Annotated in this window: 16 protein-coding genes, 1 tRNA gene and 1 riboswitch; of the genes, 9 read left to right on the forward strand and 8 right to left on the reverse strand. The window is 66.4% G+C overall.

All coding sequences use genetic code 11. The features are described 5' to 3' along the window. Nucleotides 1–10 precede the first annotated feature (10 nt). The 6 genes from QQK63_RS13480 to QQK63_RS13505 all read left to right on the forward strand — a co-directional run bounded on the left by QQK63_RS13480 (nt 11) and on the right by QQK63_RS13505 (nt 5515). The gene (locus QQK63_RS13480) at nt 11–1297 is read left to right on the forward strand and encodes a homoserine dehydrogenase (RefSeq protein ID WP_277828983.1); all 1287 of its coding nucleotides are present in this window, start codon (nt 11–13) and stop codon (nt 1295–1297) included. 11 nt (nt 1298–1308) lie between these two features. Further along, on the forward strand, nt 1309–2010 hold the full coding sequence (locus QQK63_RS13485) for a ceramidase domain-containing protein (protein ID WP_277828985.1): 702 nt from the start codon (nt 1309–1311) through the stop codon (nt 2008–2010). Nucleotides 2011–2084: 74 nt separating this feature from the next. Then, entirely contained in the window at nt 2085–3056 is a 972-nt protein-coding gene (gene glpX / locus QQK63_RS13490; protein WP_277828987.1) for a class II fructose-bisphosphatase, read from the forward strand. Beyond that, nucleotides 3053–3610: a cysteine hydrolase family protein gene (locus QQK63_RS13495; protein WP_277828989.1), complete on the forward strand. Its 558-nt coding sequence runs from the start codon at nt 3053–3055 to the stop codon at nt 3608–3610. The genes glpX and QQK63_RS13495 overlap by 4 nt, the downstream gene beginning before the upstream one ends. Further along, complete coding sequence (gene recJ, locus QQK63_RS13500; protein ID WP_277828991.1) at nt 3607–5349, forward strand: single-stranded-DNA-specific exonuclease RecJ; 1743 nt, start codon at nt 3607–3609, stop codon at nt 5347–5349. Before QQK63_RS13495 ends, recJ begins: the two co-directional genes overlap by 4 nt. A gap of 91 nt (nt 5350–5440) precedes the next feature. After that, nucleotides 5441–5515, forward strand: a tRNA-Glu gene (locus QQK63_RS13505). 261 nt (nt 5516–5776) lie between these two features. Here QQK63_RS13505 and gcvP read toward each other — a convergent pair. The 3 genes from gcvP to gcvT all read right to left on the reverse strand — a co-directional run bounded on the left by gcvP (nt 5777) and on the right by gcvT (nt 10230). Beyond that, a complete protein-coding gene (gcvP, locus tag QQK63_RS13510) occupies nt 5777–8614 on the reverse strand; it encodes an aminomethyl-transferring glycine dehydrogenase (protein WP_277828993.1) in 2838 nt (945 codons plus the stop codon). Nucleotides 8615–8737: 123 nt separating this feature from the next. After that, entirely contained in the window at nt 8738–9100 is a 363-nt protein-coding gene (gcvH, locus tag QQK63_RS13515) for a glycine cleavage system protein GcvH (RefSeq protein WP_277828995.1), read from the reverse strand. Between the two features lie 14 nt (nt 9101–9114). Beyond that, nucleotides 9115–10230 (reverse strand): glycine cleavage system aminomethyltransferase GcvT, encoded by a 1116-nt coding sequence (gcvT, locus tag QQK63_RS13520; RefSeq protein ID WP_277828996.1) that lies wholly within the window; start codon nt 10228–10230, stop codon nt 9115–9117. A 148-nt stretch (nt 10231–10378) separates the two neighbouring features. Then, a riboswitch (glycine riboswitch) is annotated at nt 10379–10472 on the reverse strand. A gap of 74 nt (nt 10473–10546) precedes the next feature. Here gcvT and QQK63_RS13525 point away from each other — a divergent pair. Continuing rightward, nucleotides 10547–11110: a gamma-glutamylcyclotransferase gene (locus QQK63_RS13525; protein ID WP_277829098.1), complete on the forward strand. Its 564-nt coding sequence runs from the start codon at nt 10547–10549 to the stop codon at nt 11108–11110. 119 nt (nt 11111–11229) lie between these two features. Here the strand turns inward: QQK63_RS13525 and gltX are convergent, their stop codons facing one another. Next, a complete protein-coding gene (gene gltX / locus QQK63_RS13530; RefSeq protein WP_277828998.1) occupies nt 11230–12555 on the reverse strand; it encodes a glutamate--tRNA ligase in 1326 nt (441 codons plus the stop codon). Between the two features lie 66 nt (nt 12556–12621). Here gltX and QQK63_RS13535 point away from each other — a divergent pair, with 66 nt between their 5' ends. Together QQK63_RS13535 and QQK63_RS13540 are read left to right on the forward strand one after the other, a co-directional pair. After that, nucleotides 12622–13038: a metallopeptidase family protein gene (locus tag QQK63_RS13535; RefSeq protein WP_277829000.1), complete on the forward strand. Its 417-nt coding sequence runs from the start codon at nt 12622–12624 to the stop codon at nt 13036–13038. Nucleotides 13039–13159: 121 nt separating this feature from the next. Next, nucleotides 13160–14086 (forward strand): MBL fold metallo-hydrolase, encoded by a 927-nt coding sequence (locus QQK63_RS13540; protein ID WP_277829002.1) that lies wholly within the window; start codon nt 13160–13162, stop codon nt 14084–14086. Nucleotides 14087–14159: 73 nt separating this feature from the next. On the opposite strand, the gene wrbA is transcribed toward QQK63_RS13540, so the two are convergent. The 4 genes from wrbA to QQK63_RS13560 all read right to left on the reverse strand — a co-directional run bounded on the left by wrbA (nt 14160) and on the right by QQK63_RS13560 (nt 17726). Further along, complete coding sequence (gene wrbA / locus QQK63_RS13545; RefSeq protein ID WP_277829004.1) at nt 14160–14750, reverse strand: NAD(P)H:quinone oxidoreductase; 591 nt, start codon at nt 14748–14750, stop codon at nt 14160–14162. Between the two features lie 123 nt (nt 14751–14873). Next, complete coding sequence (locus QQK63_RS13550) at nt 14874–15425, reverse strand: 2OG-Fe(II) oxygenase (protein ID WP_277829006.1); 552 nt, start codon at nt 15423–15425, stop codon at nt 14874–14876. 112 nt (nt 15426–15537) lie between these two features. Beyond that, complete coding sequence (locus tag QQK63_RS13555) at nt 15538–17067, reverse strand: cryptochrome/photolyase family protein (protein ID WP_277829008.1); 1530 nt, start codon at nt 17065–17067, stop codon at nt 15538–15540. Further along, on the reverse strand, nt 17061–17726 hold the full coding sequence (locus QQK63_RS13560; protein WP_277829010.1) for an SDR family NAD(P)-dependent oxidoreductase: 666 nt from the start codon (nt 17724–17726) through the stop codon (nt 17061–17063). Before QQK63_RS13560 ends, QQK63_RS13555 begins: the two co-directional genes overlap by 7 nt. Nucleotides 17727–17871 lie beyond the last annotated feature (145 nt).

The raw sequence follows: 17871 nt of genomic DNA on the forward strand, positions 1-17871 counted from the left end.
GAACCCGACCATGACCCAACCCCTGCGCCTTGGCATTGCCGGGCTTGGCACCGTCGGTGTGGGTGTCGTCAAGATCGTGCAGCGGCAGGCCAACCTGCTTGCGCAGCGGTGCGGGCGGCCGGTGGAAATCACCGCGATTTCAGCACGTTCCCGCGACAAGGACCGGGGCGTGACCCTGTCGCGCTACGCCTGGGAGGATGATCCCGTGGCCCTTGCGCGCCGCGCGGATGTGGATGTTTTCGTGGAACTGATGGGCGGCAGCGACGGTCCGGCCAAGGCCGCGACCGAAGCGGCCATCGCCGCCGGCAAGGACGTGGTCACCGCCAACAAGGCCATGCTCGCGCTTCACGGTCAGGCGCTGGCCGAAGCCGCCGAGGCCAAGGGCCGCGTCCTGCGCTTCGAGGCCGCCGTTGCGGGCGGCATTCCCGTCATCAAGGCCCTGACCGAGGGGCTGGCGGGCAATGCCATCGGGCGCGTCATGGGCGTGATGAACGGCACCTGCAACTACATCCTGACGCGGATGGACAGCGCGGGCCTGACCTACGAGGAGGCCTTTGCCGAGGCCGACGGGCTGGGCTATCTGGAGGCCGATCCGACGCTTGACGTGGGCGGCATCGACGCGGCGCACAAGCTGACGCTTTTGGCGTCTATCGCCTTTGGATCAAAGGTGAATTTCGATGCGATCGCGCTCGAGGGCATCGGGTCCATCACCATCGAGGATATCCGCCGCGCGGGTGACATGGGCTACAAGATCAAGCTTCTGGGCGTGGCGCAGATGACCGGCCGGGGGCTGGAACAGCGCATGTCGCCCTGCCTTGTGCCCGCGACCTCGCCCTTGGGCCAGCTCGAGGGCGGGACCAACATGGTCGTGATCGAGGGCGACAGCGTGGGCCAGATTGTCCTGCGCGGCGCGGGCGCGGGCGAGGGTCCGACGGCCAGCGCCGTCATGTCGGACGTCTGCGACATCGCCCGCGGCATAAGGGTTGCGACCTTCGGGCGGCCTGCAACGGCGCTTGACGATGCGCCGCCCGCAAGCGCCGCCAGCCCCGCGTGCTATTACCTGCGGATGGAACTGGCCGACCGGCCCGGCGCGCTGGCCAAGGTGGCGACGGTGCTTGGCGAGGCGGGCATTTCCATCGACCGAATGCGGCAATACGATCACCCCGGCGACAATGCGCCCGTGCTGATCGTGACGCACAAGACCGCGCGCCCGAACCTCGACACGGCGCTGGCCGCCCTGCCCGGAACCGGCGTTCTGACCGGCGCGCCCGTGGCGCTCAGGATCGAGGAAGTCTGAGGGTCGCCGCGATGGATTGGTCGGCGACCATCGACATCTATTGCGAGCGGATGGGTGCGGGGTTCTGGGCCGAACCCGTCAACGCGCTGACCAATGCGGCCTTTTTGCTGGCGGCGATCTGGGGCGCGGTGACGGCACGGCGCCTTGGCGTAACGCATTGGGTTGCTTGGGTTCTGATCTGTCTGGCCGGGGTGATCGGGGTCGGATCCTTTCTGTTTCACACCTATGCGACGAACTGGGCGGCGCTGGCCGACACAGCCCCGATCTGGACCTTTGTCGCCATCTTCGTGCTGGCGGCGATGCGCTATATCGGCGGCATGAGTCCTGCCCGCGTCGCGCGGGTTTCGGGCTTTGTCATCCTTGGCGCCGTGCTGACCGTCGCGCTTCTGGCAATGACGGAGGGCGCGGACCCAAATGCCGCGCCCGATCCGCTGAACGGGTCGGGGCAATACGCCCCCGCCCTTCTGGCGCTGCTCGTCTTCGCCGTGCTGACGCGCTGGCGCGGGCATCCGTCGGCCAATTGGATCGCGGCGGCGACGGGGGTGTTCTTGCTGTCACTGACCTTTCGGACGCTCGACCGCGACATCTGCGAGACCATCCCTCTTGGCACCCATTTCCTGTGGCACCTGCTGAACGGCCTGATGATCGGACTGCTCTTGCAGATGTTCCTGCGCACCGCCGACCTGCCGCGCGCGGCGACGGAAGCGCGTTAGCGCCCCCATGCTGGACGTTGCCGGGCCGGGCCGTTAGACCTCTGCCAACCGCAATTGACCAAGGCCCTTTTCCCATGTCGCAGACCGCCGATTTCAACGACCGTATGCTGTCCCTGGGCCTTGCCCGCGTGTCCGAGGCGGCGGCGCTGGCCTCCGCCGATTTCATCGGGCGCGGGGATGAAAAGGCCGCCGACCAAGCTGCCGTGAACGCCATGCGCGACCAGCTCAACAAGCTGGACATCCGCGGCACCGTCGTGATCGGCGAGGGCGAGCGGGACGAGGCGCCGATGCTCTATATCGGGGAAGAGGTGGGCATGGGATCGGGGCCGGAGGTCGATATCGCGCTTGACCCGCTGGAAGGCACCACGCTGACCGCCAAGGACATGCCCAATGCCCTGACGGTAATCGCCATGGGCCCGCGCGGGTCGATGCTTCACGCGCCCGATGTCTACATGGAGAAACTCGCCATCGGGCCGGGTTACCGCCCCGGTGTGGTCACGCTCGACATGACGCCGTCCGAGCGCGTCTCGGCCTTGGCCGCCGCGCAGGGCTGTTCGACGACCGACATCACGGTCTGCGTTCTGGAGCGCCCCCGCCACGAGGCGATGATCGAGGAATTGCGCACCACGGGTTGCGCCATCCGCCTCATCACCGATGGCGATGTGGCGGGCGTGATCCATTGCGCCGAGCCGCAGGTGACGGGCATCGACATGTATATGGGACAGGGCGGCGCGCCCGAAGGGGTTCTGGCGGCTGCCGCGCTCAAATGCATGGGCGGGCAGATGTTCGGCAAGCTCCTGTTCCGGAACGAGGATGAAAAGGCGCGGGCTAAAAAGGCCGGCATCACCAATTTCGACCGCGTCTACACGCGCGACGACATGGTGACGAAGGACGTGATCTTTGCCGCCACCGGCGTCACCGACGGGTCGATCCTGCCCGGCATCAAGCGCGAACCGGGCTTCTTGACGGCGGAAACGATCCTGATGCGGTCCAAGACCGGATCGGTGCGGCGCATGACCTATCGCAACCCGGTGAAGCGGGCGTGAGCGCGCTGATCCTCATCGATATCCAGGCGGGCTTCGACGATCCCGTCTGGGGCGAGAGGAACAACCCGCAGGCCGAGGCCAATGCCGCCCGCCTGCTGGCCGCATGGCGGGGCGCGGGCGCGCCCGTCATCCATATCCGCCATCTGAGCGCGGAACCGGGCAGCCCGCTTGGCCCCGGCCCCGGCAGCGCCTTCAAGCCCGAGGTCGCGCCTTTGGCGGGTGAAATCATCTTCGAGAAATCGGTCAACAGCGCCTTCATCGGAACGGGGCTCGAGGATCATCTGCGCGGGGCGGATATCCGCGATCTGTTGATCTGCGGGCTGACCACACCGCATTGCGTTTCCACGACCACGCGCATGGCCGCGAACCTTGGGTTCAACGTGCGTCTGGCGCATGACGCCTGCGCCAGTTTCGCGGGCAATGCCCGGATGGATTGGGCCGAAGGGCTGGCCCCGCTGACGCCCGAGGCGATCCATGTGACCGCCATCGCGCATCTGCATGGCGAGTTCGCCACTGCCCTTTCCACGGATGCCGTGCTAACCCAAGGCCCATGACAGCCTTTCTCGGGATCGAAACCTCGCTGACCGGACGGTGCTGGGTCGGGCCGGACACAGAGACGGCGCGCATGGCCGCGGCCTTGGAGCAGCGCGCGGGGCTGGAGCCGGCGCTCGCCCATGTTCTGGCGCGGCGCGGCGTCACGCCCGAGGCGGCGGCGGGGTTCCTTGCGCCTGCACTGCGCGACCTGATGCCCGACCCACGATCCTTGCGCGACATGGATGCCGCAAGCGCCCGGCTGATCGCGGCGGTGGAGCGGGGGCAGCGCATCGCCATTTTCGCCGATTACGACGTGGATGGCGGAGCCTCGGCCGCGCTGCTGATCGACTGGCTGCGCGCCCTTGGGCGGCCCGCGACGCTTTATATCCCCGACCGGATCGACGAGGGCTATGGCCCGAACGAACCCGCCATGGCGCAATTGGCCGAGGCGCATGATCTGATCCTCTGCGTCGATTGCGGAACGCTGTCGCATGGCCCCATCGCGGCGGCCAAGGGCGCGGATGTGGTGGTTCTGGACCATCACCTTGCAGGCGCGACGCTGCCCGATTGCGTGGCGGTGGTGAATCCCAACCGCCAAGACGAGGATGGCAGCCTTGCCCATCTGTGCGCGGCGGGGGTGGTGTTCCTCTTGCTGGTGGAGGCCAACCGCCGCCTGCGGGAGGCGGGGAAGAAGACCCCCGACCTGATCGCGATGCTGGACCTTGTGGCGCTGGCGACGGTGGCCGATGTCGCGCCGCTGACCGGTCTCAACCGCGCCTTTGTGCGGCAGGGGTTGAAGGTGATGGCGCGGCGCGCGCGGCCAGGGCTTGTGGCGCTGGGGGATGTGGCGCGGCTCGACCGGCCGCCCACAAGCTACCATCTGGGCTTTGTTTTGGGCCCAAGGGTCAATGCCGGGGGGCGCATCGGGGCCGCCGATCTGGGCGCGCGCTGCCTGTCGACGCTGGACCCGGCCGAGGCCGCAAGCCTCGCCAAGCGGCTCGACGATCTGAACACCGATCGCCGAGAGATCGAGGGCCGCGTGCGCGAAGCGGCGCTGGAACAGGCCGAGGCGCGGGGCCTTGAGGGCGCGCTGGTCTGGGCCGCCGAGGAGGGCTGGCATCCCGGTGTCGTCGGCATCGTCGCCGCCCGCCTGAAGGAAGCGACGAACCGCCCCGCCGTTGTGATTGGCTTCGAGGGGGATCAGGGCAAGGGGTCGGGCCGGTCGGTCACGGGCGTCGATCTGGGGGCCGCGATCCAACGGCTGGCCGCCGAGGGGCTGATCGAAAAGGGCGGCGGCCACAAGATGGCCGCAGGCCTGAGCCTGACGCGCGCGCAGCTGGAACCGGCGATGGCACGGCTCGAGGCGCTGTTGGCGAAACAGGGCGCGGGAGAGCGCGGACCGGGAGATCTGCGCATCGACGGGCTGATGATGCCCATGGCCTGCACCGTGGCCCTGATCGAGCGGCTTGAAGAGGCGGGGCCGTTCGGGGCCGCCGCCCCTGCCCCGCGGTTCGCCCTGCCGGGGCTGCGCATCCGCCACAGCCGCCCCGTGGGCGAAGGGCATCTGAAACTGACGCTGAGCGACGGGGTGGGAACGATCGACGCGATCTGTTTCGACGCGGCCGGGCGGGGCCTCGACGCAGCGCTGCAAAACCACGGGGGCCGCGCGCTGCATGTCGCGGGTCGGGTGGAGGTGAACCATTGGAACGGACGGCAGAGCGTCCAGTTGCGGCTGGAGGATGCCGCCTGGGCCGAGTGAGCTGGGGCGGATCATCTTTCCTGCATCTTGCGCAAAGAATCCCCTTGAACCCCGCCGCGCGTTTTTCTAGAAGCCCCTCACCGCCAAGCGTGGCCCGTTCGTCTATCGGTTAGGACGCCAGGTTTTCAACCTGGAAAGAGGGGTTCGATTCCCCTACGGGCTGCCACTTTTCCCCACCCGAAAACGACAAGCTACCAGAGCGCCTTGCCCTGTCCGGCTCCTTGCGTGACGGGTTTGCGCGTCCCGTCCTGCCCCGGGTTCACGCAGCAAAAAGCCCGGTCGCATCCGACCGGGCTCTTTGTTTTCAGGCGCTTGCGTCCCGTCTAGAGCGTGTCGCGTTCATTTGCATTCACGCGCCCCCCTCCAGCCTTTTGATACCGCATGTTCGAGGAGCGCAAAACCGGTTCCCACTTTTGCGCAACATGCTCTATTCCGCCGCTTCCTGATAGCTTTCCAGCGGCGGGCAGGTGCAGATCAGGTGGCGGTCGCCGTGCACGTTGTCGACGCGGTTGACCGGCGGCCAGTATTTGTCGACGCGGAAGGCACCGGGCGGGAAACAGCCCTGTTCGCGGCTATAGGCGCGGTCCCAGTCGCGGATCAGGTCTTCCATCGTGTGGGGCGCGTGGCGCAGCGGGCTTTGCTCGATCGTCATGTGGCCTGCCTCGACCTCGGCGATCTCGGCGCGGATGGCGAGCATGGCGTCGCAGAACCGGTCGATCTCGGCCTTGGTTTCGCTCTCGGTCGGTTCCACCATCAGCGTGCCTGCCACGGGCCAGCTCATCGTCGGCGCGTGAAAGCCGCAATCCATCAGGCGCTTGGCGATGTCATCGACCGTCACGCCGGCCTCGGCAAAGGGACGGGTGTCGAGGATGCATTCATGCGCGACCCGGCCGTTCTTGCCGGTGAAGAGGACGGCAAATGCCCCCTCCAGCCGCTTGGCGATGTAATTGGCGTTCAGGATCGCGACCTTGGTCGCCCGCGTCAGCCCCTCGCCGCCCATGAGCCGGACATAGGCATAGGAAATCGGCAAGATGGAGGCGGAGCCATAGGGCGCGCCCGAGACCGGGCCCGTTGCCCCGCCGGTTTCGGGATGGCCCGGAAGGAAGGGCGCCAGATGCGCCTTGACCCCGATGGGGCCCATGCCGGGACCACCGCCGCCATGCGGGATGCAGAAAGTCTTGTGCAGGTTCAGGTGGCTGACATCGGCCCCGATCTCGCCGGGCTGGGACAGGCCGACCATCGCGTTGAGATTGGCACCGTCCAGGTAGACCTGACCGCCGAATTCATGCGTGATCGCGCAGACCTCGCGCACGGTGCGTTCGAAGACACCATGGGTCGAGGGATAGGTGATCATGCAGGCGGCGAGGTTTTCGCCCGCGGCCTCGGCCTTGGCGCGGAAATCCTCGAGGTCCACATCGCCGTTGGCCGCGGCCTTCACCACGACCACCTCCATCCCGCACATCTGGGCGCTGGCGGGGTTGGTGCCATGGGCCGAGACGGGGATCAGGCAGACCCGGCGATGCCCCTCGCCCCGCGCCTTGTGATAGGCGGCGATGGTCAGAAGCCCAGCATATTCGCCCTGCGCGCCGGAATTGGGCTGCATCGACATGGCGTCATAGCCGGTGATCTCGCAGAGCTTGGCGGACAGGTCGGCCAGCATCTGCGCATAACCCTGCGCCTGGTCAGCGGGGGCGAAGGGGTGGATGGCGTTGAACTCGGGCCAGGTGATGGGCATCATCTCGACCGCGGCGTTGAGCTTCATCGTGCAGGAGCCGAGCGGGATCATCGCCCGGTCGAGCGCAAGGTCGCGATCCGAGAGACGACGCATGTAGCGCATCATTTCCGACTCGGCCCGGTTCATGTGGAAGATCGGGTGGGTCAGGTAGGGCGTGGTGCGCAACAGCGCCTCGGGAATGGCGGGTGCCGTGGCTTTGGGTGCCAGCGCCACGTCGAAGGCGGCGCAGACGGCCTCGAGATGGGCCTCGGTCGTGGTTTCGTCCACCGAAATGCCGATCCGGTCCGAACCGACGTCACGCAGGTTGATGCCACGCGCGACAGCCGCCGCCATGATCCGGCTTTGCCGATCGCCCACGGGCAGCGTGATCGTGTCGAAAAACGCCGAAGCCTCGGGCGTGTAGCCGCCCGCGCGCAGGCTGTCGGCAAGGCGCACCGCCTTGAGATGCACATCCTGCGCGATGGCTTTCAGGCCCTCCGGCCCGTGGAAGACGGCGTAGAAACTTGCCATCACCGCCAGAAGCGCCTGCGCGGTGCAGACGTTCGACGTGGCTTTTTCGCGGCGGATATGCTGCTCGCGCGTCTGGAGCGACAGGCGGTAAGCCTGCCGACCATGCGCGTCGATGGAGACGCCGACGATCCGGCCCGGCATGGCACGCTTGTGCGCATCGCGGCAGGCCATGAAGGCGGCGTGCGGACCGCCATAGCCCAGCGGAACACCAAAGCGCTGCGCGGAGCCGACGGCGATATCGGCGCCCATGGAGCCGGGATCCTTGATCAGGGTCAGTGCCAAAAGATCGCCCGCGACGATGGCGATGGCCTTGGCCGCGTGCAGCGCCGCAATCTGCGCACCGGGGTCGGACAGGCCGCCGAAAGTGCCCGGCACCTGGAAGATCGCGCCGAAAACGGCGGCGGCGTCCAGCGTTTCGGGCGCACCCACGATCACCTCGATCCCGAGCGGTTCGGCGCGCGTCCGCATCACCGCGATATTCTGGGGGTGGCAGTTTTCATCGATGAAAAAGGCGCGCGCTTTGGATTTCGCCACGCGCTCGGCCATCACCATGGCTTCCGCGCAGGCCGTCGCCTCGTCGAGCAGCGAGGCATTGGCAACCTCGAGCCCGGTCAGGTCGGACACCATCGTCTGGTAGTTCAACAAGGCCTCGAGCCGGCCCTGGGCAATCTCGGGCTGATAGGGCGTATAGGCGGTGTACCACGCCGGGTTTTCCAGCACGTTGCGCTGGATCGCGGGCGGCGTGTGCGTGTTGTAATAGCCCTGCCCGATCATCTGGACCATCGGCTTGTTCCGGGATGCGATCGCGCGCATGTGGTCGATCAGCGCCGCCTCGGACATCGGGGCCCAGTCGAGCGGCGTCTTTTGCCGGATCGAGGTGGGCAGCGTCTGGTCGATCAGATCGTCCACGCTGGCCGCGCCGACGACCTTGAGCATCTCGGCCATCTCGGCGGGCGAGGGTCCGATATGGCGGCGGTTTGCGAAATCGGTCGGGTCGTAGGCGGTCGGCGTCCAGGGCATCAGGGTCGTCCTCTCCAGAGCGGGCGGCCAAAGGCTCTGTCCCGCGCCATCTTTGCTTCAGAAATACTCCGGGGGAGACGCGGCCCCGCGGGGCCGCGGCGGGGGCAGAGCCCCCTTATCGCCTTACTCCCCGATGTGATCCTTGTATTCGTCCTCGTCCATGAAATCGTCGAGCACGGACGGGTCCTCGATCTTGATCTTGAAGAACCACGCTTCGCCGGTCGGGTCCTCGTTCACGAGGGCCGGGTTCTCGGCCAACGTTTCGTTGATCTCGACGATCTCGCCATCCACGGGCGCGACGATATCGGAGGCCGCCTTGACGCTTTCGATCACGACGATCTCGTCGCCCTTGGCGACCTGCGTCTCGATCTCGGGCAATTCGACGAACACCACGTCGCCCAGTTGGGTCGCGGCGTATTCGGTGATGCCGACGGTGACGATGTCGCCGTCAAGGCTCAGCCATTCATGGTCTTCGGTGTATTTCATCGGGGCCTCGTGTCTCAACGCTTGTAGCCGGGTGGAACGAAAGGAAGCGGCACCTGCCGCGCAGGCAGGCGCTTGCCGCGCAGATCCCCGTATAGCACGGCATCGGCGGGCGTGGCGGCATCAATCAGGCCCAGCGCCATCGGCGCGCCGAGGCTGGGGCCGAACCCGCCCGAGGTGATGCGCCCGATGGGCGCGCCGCCTTCGGGCGTGGCGTAAAGCATCACATCGCCGCGCATCGGCGCGCGGCCTTCGGGGCGCAGGCCCACGCGACGGCGCGGCGCGCCATGGGCGAGTTGGTCGAGGATGACATCGGCGCCCGGAAAGCCGCCGGCGCGCGCACCACCCGCGCGGCGCGCCTTGCCGATCGACCAGGCCTGACCGGCCTCGACGGGAGAAATGTCTTCGTCCATGTCCTGACCATAGAGCGGCAGCCCGGCTTCGAGCCGCAGGGAATCGCGCGCGCCAAGGCCTATGGGCGCGACACGCTCATCGGCCAGAAGCGCGCGGGCAAAGCCCTCGGCCATCGCCACAGGCACCGAGATTTCGAACCCATCCTCGCCCGTGTAGCCAGAGCGCGAGATCCAAAGCTCCGCGCCCTGCCAACCCAGCACGGCGACATCCATGAATTTCATCGCCGTGACGGCCGGCACAAGGGCTGCGAGCGCCGCCTCGGCCTCGGGGCCCTGCAGGGCCAGAAGCGCGCGATCGGTCACCTCCTCGACGTCCGAGAGGTGGGCGCGAAGGTGCGCCAGGTCATGGGCGCGGCGGGAGGCATTGACGACAAGGAAAAGATCGCCCGCCCGATGCGCGATCATCAGGTCGTCGAGAACCCCGCCCGCGGCATTGGTGAACAGGCTGTAGCGCTGCCGCCCCTCGGGCAGGCCCATCAGATCGGCGGGCACCAGACCCTCGAGGGCGTCCAGCGCCCCCTTGGGCAGTCGGACCTGCGCCATGTGGGTCACATCGAACAGCCCCGCATGGGCGCGTGTCCACAGGTGTTCGGCCATGACGCCCGAGGCGTATTGCACGGGCATGTTCCAGCCCGCGAAGGGCACGAATTTGGCACCCAATTCGGCATGAAGCGCCGCAAGGGGCAGATCGGTCAGGTCGGTGGTGGCGGTTTCGGCCATATGTCCCCGTCGAGGTCTTGGGCGCATGGCCCGGCATCTGTTCGCACGCGACCAAGGCCCCGCGCCGGTGATGCCCCCTCTGTCCTGTCGCCTGAGATCGTTATCCCGTCGGCGGATACGGTTTCCCGCATCACTCTCCAGAGTTTTCGTTCCGTCACAGGTCCTTCTGCCTGAGAGTTTACCGGGGCGGTTGCTCCTTCGGCCCTGACCTTTCCGGGGTCAGCGTCTCCCTGTGACGATGGCGGGAAAATATCAGGCCTGCGGGAGGCCGCAAGGGGCCTTGTGCATCCGCGGCGCTTTGGCCATCAAACCCGACATGGAGCGGACGGCAGATCCCTTTTTCTTCGGCTATGGCAGCCTCGTGAACCGCGCGACGCATGTCTATGCGCCGGTGCGCGCGGCTCGGGCGCGCGGCTGGGCGCGGATCTGGCGCGGCACGTCCTTGCGGCAGGTCGCCTATCTTTCGGCCATCGAGGCCCCGGGCGTGGAGATCGAGGGGCTGATCGCGCCGGTTCCCGGCGGGGATTGGGCCGCACTCGATAAGCGCGAGGCGGCCTATGGACGCCACAATCTGCAGGAGGTGGACCATGACCTGCCCGGTCCGGCCGAGGTCATGATCTACAAGGTCGAGCCAGAGCACGTGGCCGAAGGCGGCACGCATCCGATCCTTCTGAGCTATCTCGACGTGGTGGTGCAGGGCTATCTGCGCGAATTCGGCGCGGCGGGCGTGGCGCGGTTTTTCGAGACGACCGGGGGCTGGGATATGGGCGTGCTCGATGACCGCGCGGCGCCGCGATATCCGCGCGCACAGGTCACGAGCGACCGGGAACGCGGGATGGTCGATGCGGCGCTCAGGGATCTCGGGGTCGGGTTTCGGTAGGGTGTGCCTTCAGGCGCACCTATCGACACGCCATATGAATGGGGGCCGACATTTGACGGGAGGTGCGTCTGAAGGCGCACCCTACCGAAGCGTGGTCGCACCGTTCCAAGGGAGCAGCGTCAGAGCGTCGGCTTTTTCTGCAAAAGCCGCATCACATCGGCCATTTCCGGCCCTTTCTCGAGACCCGTCACCGCCTTTCGGAGCGGCATGAAAAGGCCCTTGCCCTTGCGGCCGGTCGCCCTTTTGACGGCTTCGGTCCATGCGGCCCATGTGCCCGCGTCATAGGGCGGTTCGGGCAGCAGCGAGAAGGCCTCGGCCACGAAGTCGCGGTCTTCCTCGGCCACCACGGGGGTCGCCCCGTCGCAAAACAGGTGCCACCAGCCGGGCAGGTCAGCGCGGGTGGTGATGTTTTCGCGCGCCACGGCCCAGAAATCGGCGGCCAGCGCATCGGGCACGCCAAGGGCCGCAATCTCGCCCGCCATCGCGGCGAAGGGGGTTTCGTTCAGGATGCGCGCGGTCAGAGGGAAAAGATCCGCCTCGTCGAATTTCGTCGGTGCGGACCCGAAATGCGCGAGATCAAAGCCCTCGGCCAGTTCCTCGATCGAAGAGGCCAAAACCACGGGCTGCGACGAGCCCAGCCGCGCCATCAGCGACAGGAGCGCCATCGGCTCCACCCCCCGCGCGCGAAGATCGCGCAGCGACAGGGTGCCGAGGCGCTTGGACAGCGCTTCCCCCTGCGGGCCGGTCAGGAGCGAGTGGTGGGCAAAGTTGGGATGGCCCGCGCCGAGCGCCGCCATGATCTGGATCTGTGTTGCGGTATTGGTGACGTGATCGGCCCCGCGCACGACATGGGTGATGCCCATGTCGATGTCGTCGACCACGGAGGCAAAGGTATAAAGGACCTGCCCATCGGCGCGGATCAGCACCGGGTCGGAGACCGAGCCCGCGTCGATCGATAGCGGCCCGAGAATGCCGTCGGTCCATTCGATGCGTTCCTGATCGAGCAAGAAGCGCCAGACGCCCTGACCGCGTTCGGCGCGCAGCTTGTCCTTGTCGGCATCGGACAGCGCCAGCGCCGCGCGGTCATAGACCGGGGGCAGGCCCATGTTGAGCTGTTTCTTGCGCTTGAGGTCCAGTTCGGTCGGCGTCTCCCACGCCTCGTAGAAGCGGCCGGCCGCGCGCAGGCGCTTGGCCTCTTCGGCGTAGCGGTCCAGCCGGTCGGATTGGCGTTCGACACGGTCCCATGTCAGGCCCAGCCATTCGAGATCTTCCATGATCGCGTCGGCATATTCCTGTTTCGACCGTTCCGGATCGGTATCGTCGAGCCGCAGGATGAACTGCCCGCCCGCCTTTTTCGCGATCAGGTGGTTGAAGAGCGCGGTGCGCAGGTTGCCGACATGGATATATCCGGTGGGCGAGGGCGCGAAACGGGTGGTAACGGTCATGACAAGGCCTTTGGTCAGATGCGGCGTGGTCTTTCAGATCGGGGCGGAATTGTCCATATCGGGGGCATGACCGACGCCCTGCCCCCATCCGATCTGATCGCCCCCGATCTTGCCGCGTTTGAAGCGTTGGCGATGGAGGCCCTGTCCGCGCTGCCAGAACCGTGGCGAGCGGCTGCGCTTGGCATCGTGATCCGGGTCGAGGATTTCGCAGCGCCCGAGATGCTGTCGGAGTTGGAGATGGAAGATCCCTTCGAGCTGACCGGGCTTTACGATGGGATCCCGCTCACCGAGAAATCGGTGATGGATCAACCGATGGGGCCGGACACGATCTGGCTGTTTCGGCGCGCGATCCTTGATGAATGGGCCGACCGGGGCAATGTCAGCCTAGGCGAGATGGTGGGCCATGTGCTGGTGCATGAATTGGCGCATCATTTCGGCTGGTCGGATGCCGATATCGCGCGGATCGACCCTTGGTGGGAGTGACGCCCCTGCGCCAGCGCAGGGGGATTGTGCGCCACTGAAGGGCCCGGTCACGAAGCCGTGAAGGCCAAGACGCGCGCACGGCTTATGTTTCGGTGATGTTCAACACCGGAGGAACCGACCGATGACAGATTTCACACGCCGCAGCCTGTTGGCATCGGGCGCGGCCCTGCCGCTGGCCGCAGCCGCCCTGCCCCGCACCGCTGCCGCAGAGGCCCCGCTGATGGGCGCGAGTTTCGCCCGCCACCGCCGGTTCATGACCGGCGGCTTCGAGGTCACCACGATCCTTGGCGGCACCACGCCCCGCGAGGAGCCGCAGGGCATTTTCGGGATGAATGTTTCGCCCGAGGAATTCGCCGCCGTCAGCGAGGCCAATTTCCTGTCAACCAACGTATCGCAATTCTATTTCACGCCGACCGTGGTCAATACCGGGTCCGAGTTGATCCTGTTCGACACCGGCCTGAACGCGGCTGCCACGACCGAGGCGTTGGCCGCTGCAGGTTATGCGCCCGACCAGATCGACATCGTGGTCCTGACCCATATGCACGGCGACCATATCGGCGGCATGATGACGGATGGCGCGCCGACCTTTGCCAATGCGCGCTACGTGACGGGGCAGGCGGAATTCGACCATTGGGCGGCTGCGGGCAATGAAGGCTTCGACGCCAACGTGCGCCCGATGGCCGATCAGTTCACCTTCCTCGGCGACGGGCAGGATGTGGTGACGGGGATCACCGGCATGGCGGCCTTTGGACACACGCCGGGCCACATGGTCTATCGTCTCGACAGCGAGGGTCAGGGTCTCGTGATCTTTGCCGATCTGGCGAACCATCCGGTCTGGTCGCTGGCGCGGCCCGATTGGGAAGTACGGTTCGACGCCGACAAGGCCGGAGCCGCCGAAAGCCGCCGCCGTGTCCTTGGCATGATCGCCGCCGACCGGATCCCGGCTGTGGGCTATCACATGCCCTTCCCCGCCGTGGGCTATGTCGCGCCGGGCAGCGATGGCGCGGAATTCCGTTGGGTTCCCGAAAGCGGGCAGTTGATGGGCTGAGGGGGCACCCCCGGGACAAAAGGAAAGGGCCGCGCGATCTGCGCGGCCCTTTTTTGTTCGCCGGGTTGGTCGATCAGGCGAGTTTCTTGGTCAGTTCGACCTGCCGCTTGGCCTGGTGGCGGATGGCGGCCTTGACCTTGTCGGTCACTTCGCCCGGCTGGGTCGAGACGCCGTAGGGGTTGCCACCCGCCTCGAACAGCACCGGATCGGTGTAGCCCGGCGGGGTCAGGATGGCGCCCCAGTGCATCGCGGTGGTGTAGAGCGAGATCAGGGTGGTTTCCTGACCGCCATGCACGTTTTGGGCCGAGGTCATGGCGCTGAAGGTCTTGTTGGCGAGCTTGCCCTCGAACCAAAGGCCGCCCAGCGTGTCGATGAAGGCGCGCACCTGGCTGGCGACGACGCCGTAGCGCGTCGGGGCCGAGATCAGGTAGCCATTTGCCCATTCCATATCGGCATGGGTGACTGCGGGAATATCGGCGGTTTTCTCGGCCTGCGCTTTCCAAGCGTCCTGGCCTGCGACCACGTCGGCGGGCGCGGTTTCAGGAACGCGCAGGAGGCGCACCTCGGCCCCGGCCTCGCGGGCGGCTTCGGCGGCGATTTCGGCCATCTGATGGTTGGTGCCGTAGGTCGAGTAGAAGAGGATGGCGAGTTTTGCTTGGGACATGGTGCTGTCTCCCTGTTCGCGGGTTGCGGTGTGACACACAGATGTCGCGGCGGCCCGGCGGTCTCAATTCCGCGCCGACGCAAGCGCGCTGTTCGGCGGCGCACAGCCCCGTCAGCGATGATCTCAGCGAAACGGTGCGCCGTGGCACCAGACGGTCAGGGAATGACGTTCGCCTGCCGTGACGGGCGTGACTCGGTGCAGGACGAAGGAGGGAAAGAGCGTGGCCGCCCCCCGCGCGCGATCGGCGGCGATGGTGTTGGCGCCCGGCATCACCTCGAGATCGCCACCCTCGTAGGCGTCGGGTTCGGACAGCTGGATCACGATGGTCAGCTTGCGCCGTTCGGCCAGCCGCCCCTCGCCGATGTCGGAATGCCAGCCGAAATGCCCCTCGCGTTCCGCGCCGTAGCGGGCGACCTGCGGGCTTTCGGCGAAATCGGTGATGTCGAAATCGAAGACATCGCGGTTGGCGGCGCGGACAAGGTCGATCATGCGGTCCATGACCCAACCCGTCCCCTCCACCTCGTCGAGCCAGACGAGATCGGCGCGGCGCAGGTTGTGGTCGCGGGCCAGACGCACCAGCCCGGCATCGCGGGCGGGCGCATCGGCGATCAGGTCGAGCAGGCGGGCGCAATCGGTCGCGGTGAAGGCATCGCGCACGGAATGAACGGCGATCATCGGGTCAGTCTCTCCGGAAGGGGACGGCCCGGGCCGGGTTGTTCCCGCCCCGCCGTCCTGCGGTGCAGATGATCTTGCGTACCTGTCCGGTCAAGAGGGTTTGAGCACCCCGTCAGACGCGCGCCCCGCGATCGAGCCGGGCGAGGAAGGTTTCGGCGCTGTCGAGCGTCGCCTTCCGCTTGTCATCCGACATGCGCATCCAGGTGCGGTACATCTGCGCCATGCGGGGGTTCTTGCCGAAGGTCTCGCGGTGGCGATGCAGGAAAGCCCAGTAGAGATAATTGTAGGGACATGCTTTATCCCCAGACTTATCCTCAATCTCATAGGCGCATTTCTTGCAATAATCCGACATTTTGTGGATGTAGTTGCCGCCCGAGACATAGGGCTTGGAGCCCACGATGCCGCCATCGGCGAACTGGCTCATCCCGATGACATTGGGCGCCTCGACCCATTCATAGGCATCGGCATAAACGGCCAGATACCATTCATGCACCTGATGCGGGTCGATGCCTGCGAGAAGCGCGAAATTGCCGGTGATCATCAGGCGCTGGATGTGATGGGCATAGGCCTCGTCCCGGGTCTGTTCGACGGCCCGCGAGATGCAGCGCATGTCCGTATCGGCGGTCCAGTAGAAATCGGGCAGCTTGCGGTCGTGGCCCAGCGCGTTCAGTGACGTGTATTCGGGGCCTTCGTGGAAATAGATGCCGCGCATGTATTCGCGCCAGCCGATGATCTGGCGGATGAACCCCTCGACCGCGTTGAGGGGGGCCGCGCCGTCGCGATAGGCGGCCTCGGCGGCCTCGCAGATCTCGCGCCAGTGCAACAGCCCGGCGTTCAGATACATCGAGATGACCGCGTGGTAGAGGAACCGGTTCCCATCGAGCATCGCATCTTGATAGTCGCCAAACCTCGGCAGGGCGTTGCGGATGAAATGACTGAGCGCCTGCCGCGCCTGTCCTTGGTCTGTGGCGTACCAGAAGGGGCGCAGCGTGCCGAAATTCCCGGCAAAGCGATCCTCGACAAGCTTCAGAACCTCTTCGACCGTTTCGTCGGGGGTGAAGTGCATCGGGCCGCCGAAGTCGATGTCATCCGGCGCGGGCTTGCGGTTGTCGTGGTCGTAGTTCCATTTGCCGCCTTCGGGCTTGTCACCGTCCATCAAGAGGCCGGTCTTGCGCCGCATCTCGCGGTAAAACCATTCCATCCGGAGTTCCTTGCGCCCTTCGGCCCAAGCGTCGAATTCCGCATGGCTGCAAAGGAAACGGTCGTCGGCAAAGAGATGGACGGGAACCGGACACTCCTCGAGCGCGGCGATCAGGCGAAATTCGCCCGGTTCGGTCGCTAGAACTTCGGTCGCGCCGGTTTCCGACGCGCGGCGGATCAATTCGCCCGGGATGGATTGGGTGTTGTCGGGATCGTCAAGCCGCGTGTAGCGCACGGACCATCCCTGCCCTTCCAATCGGGCTGCAAATTTGCGCATCGCGGCAAAGAGGAACGCGATCTTCTTGGGGTGATGGGGGACATATTCGGCCTCTGCCATGACCTCGGCCATGACGATCGTGTCGCGGTCCGGGTCGCCTTCGCGCAGCGCCGATAGGTCTTCGGAGAGCTGGTCGCCGAGAATGAGGATCAGGCGGCCTACCACGGGATTTCGGCCCCGGCGTAATCGAAAAAGCCGCCCGATTGGTCGGGTGTCAGGCGTTCCATCACATCGCACAGATTGGCGGCTGCCGCCTCGGGCGTCACCTTGCCGTGCTTGGGGTCGTAGCCTTCGGTGAAGGATGTGGCGACCGTGCCGGGATGGAGCGCCGAGATCACCGCGTCGCGGTGGCTGCGCCCCAATTCGATGGCCGCACCATGCACGATCTGGTTCAGCGCCGCCTTGGAGGCGCGGTAAGAATGCCAGCCGCCGATGCGGTTGTCCCCGATGGAGCCGACACGCGCTGTCAGGACACCGGTGACGGAACGCCCCCGCTTGGGCAGGAGACGCGGAAGATGGCTGATCAGCTGCGCGACGCCGATCGTGTTCACGGCAAAGACGCGGGCCATAGTGGCCGGGTCGATGGCCGACAGTTGCTTTTCGGGCGCTGCACCCTCGGGCGCAAGGATACCGACCGAGATGAACACGGTCTGAAACGGCCCCTCCAGCGCGCCCATCAGGCGCGCGACGCTGTCCGGGTCGGTCACGTCCAACCCATCTTGAGCGCGCGACAGCGTGGTCACGCAGCCGCCGCGGGCGCGCATTTCATCTGCCACCGCGCGACCGATCCCGCCCGAGGCCCCTATCACCAGTGCATCTATCATGGCGGGCGAGCTATGGCGCGGCAGCGATCGGTCAATCCCCTTGACCCGATTGGGGGTTTTCATTCACGCGCGGATGGGTAAATTCCCAGCCCATGACCAGTCAGGCCCATACCACGACCCGTGCCGCGCCGTTTGCGCGCAGCGG

This window comes from Roseicyclus marinus (genome assembly GCF_030163795.1).
GTDB classification, from domain to species: Bacteria; Pseudomonadota; Alphaproteobacteria; order Rhodobacterales; family Rhodobacteraceae; genus Roseicyclus; species Roseicyclus marinus.

Coding starts and splice junctions, on each gene's coding strand:
- QQK63_RS13480 (WP_277828983.1), top strand. CDS start 11: ATGACCCAACCCCTGCGCCTTGGCATTGCCGGGCTTGGCACCGTCGGT.
- QQK63_RS13485 (WP_277828985.1), top strand. CDS start 1,309: ATGGATTGGTCGGCGACCATCGACATCTATTGCGAGCGGATGGGTGCG.
- glpX (WP_277828987.1), top strand. CDS start 2,085: ATGTCGCAGACCGCCGATTTCAACGACCGTATGCTGTCCCTGGGCCTT.
- recJ (WP_277828991.1), top strand. CDS start 3,607: ATGACAGCCTTTCTCGGGATCGAAACCTCGCTGACCGGACGGTGCTGG.
- gcvP (WP_277828993.1), bottom strand. CDS start 8,614: ATGCCCTGGACGCCGACCGCCTACGACCCGACCGATTTCGCAAACCGC.
- gcvH (WP_277828995.1), bottom strand. CDS start 9,100: ATGAAATACACCGAAGACCATGAATGGCTGAGCCTTGACGGCGACATC.
- gcvT (WP_277828996.1), bottom strand. CDS start 10,230: ATGGCCGAAACCGCCACCACCGACCTGACCGATCTGCCCCTTGCGGCG.
- QQK63_RS13525 (WP_277829098.1), top strand. CDS start 10,547: ATGGAGCGGACGGCAGATCCCTTTTTCTTCGGCTATGGCAGCCTCGTG.
- gltX (WP_277828998.1), bottom strand. CDS start 12,555: ATGACCGTTACCACCCGTTTCGCGCCCTCGCCCACCGGATATATCCAT.
- QQK63_RS13535 (WP_277829000.1), top strand. CDS start 12,622: ATGACCGACGCCCTGCCCCCATCCGATCTGATCGCCCCCGATCTTGCC.
- QQK63_RS13540 (WP_277829002.1), top strand. CDS start 13,160: ATGACAGATTTCACACGCCGCAGCCTGTTGGCATCGGGCGCGGCCCTG.
- wrbA (WP_277829004.1), bottom strand. CDS start 14,750: ATGTCCCAAGCAAAACTCGCCATCCTCTTCTACTCGACCTACGGCACC.
- QQK63_RS13550 (WP_277829006.1), bottom strand. CDS start 15,425: ATGATCGCCGTTCATTCCGTGCGCGATGCCTTCACCGCGACCGATTGC.
- QQK63_RS13560 (WP_277829010.1), bottom strand. CDS start 17,726: ATGATAGATGCACTGGTGATAGGGGCCTCGGGCGGGATCGGTCGCGCG.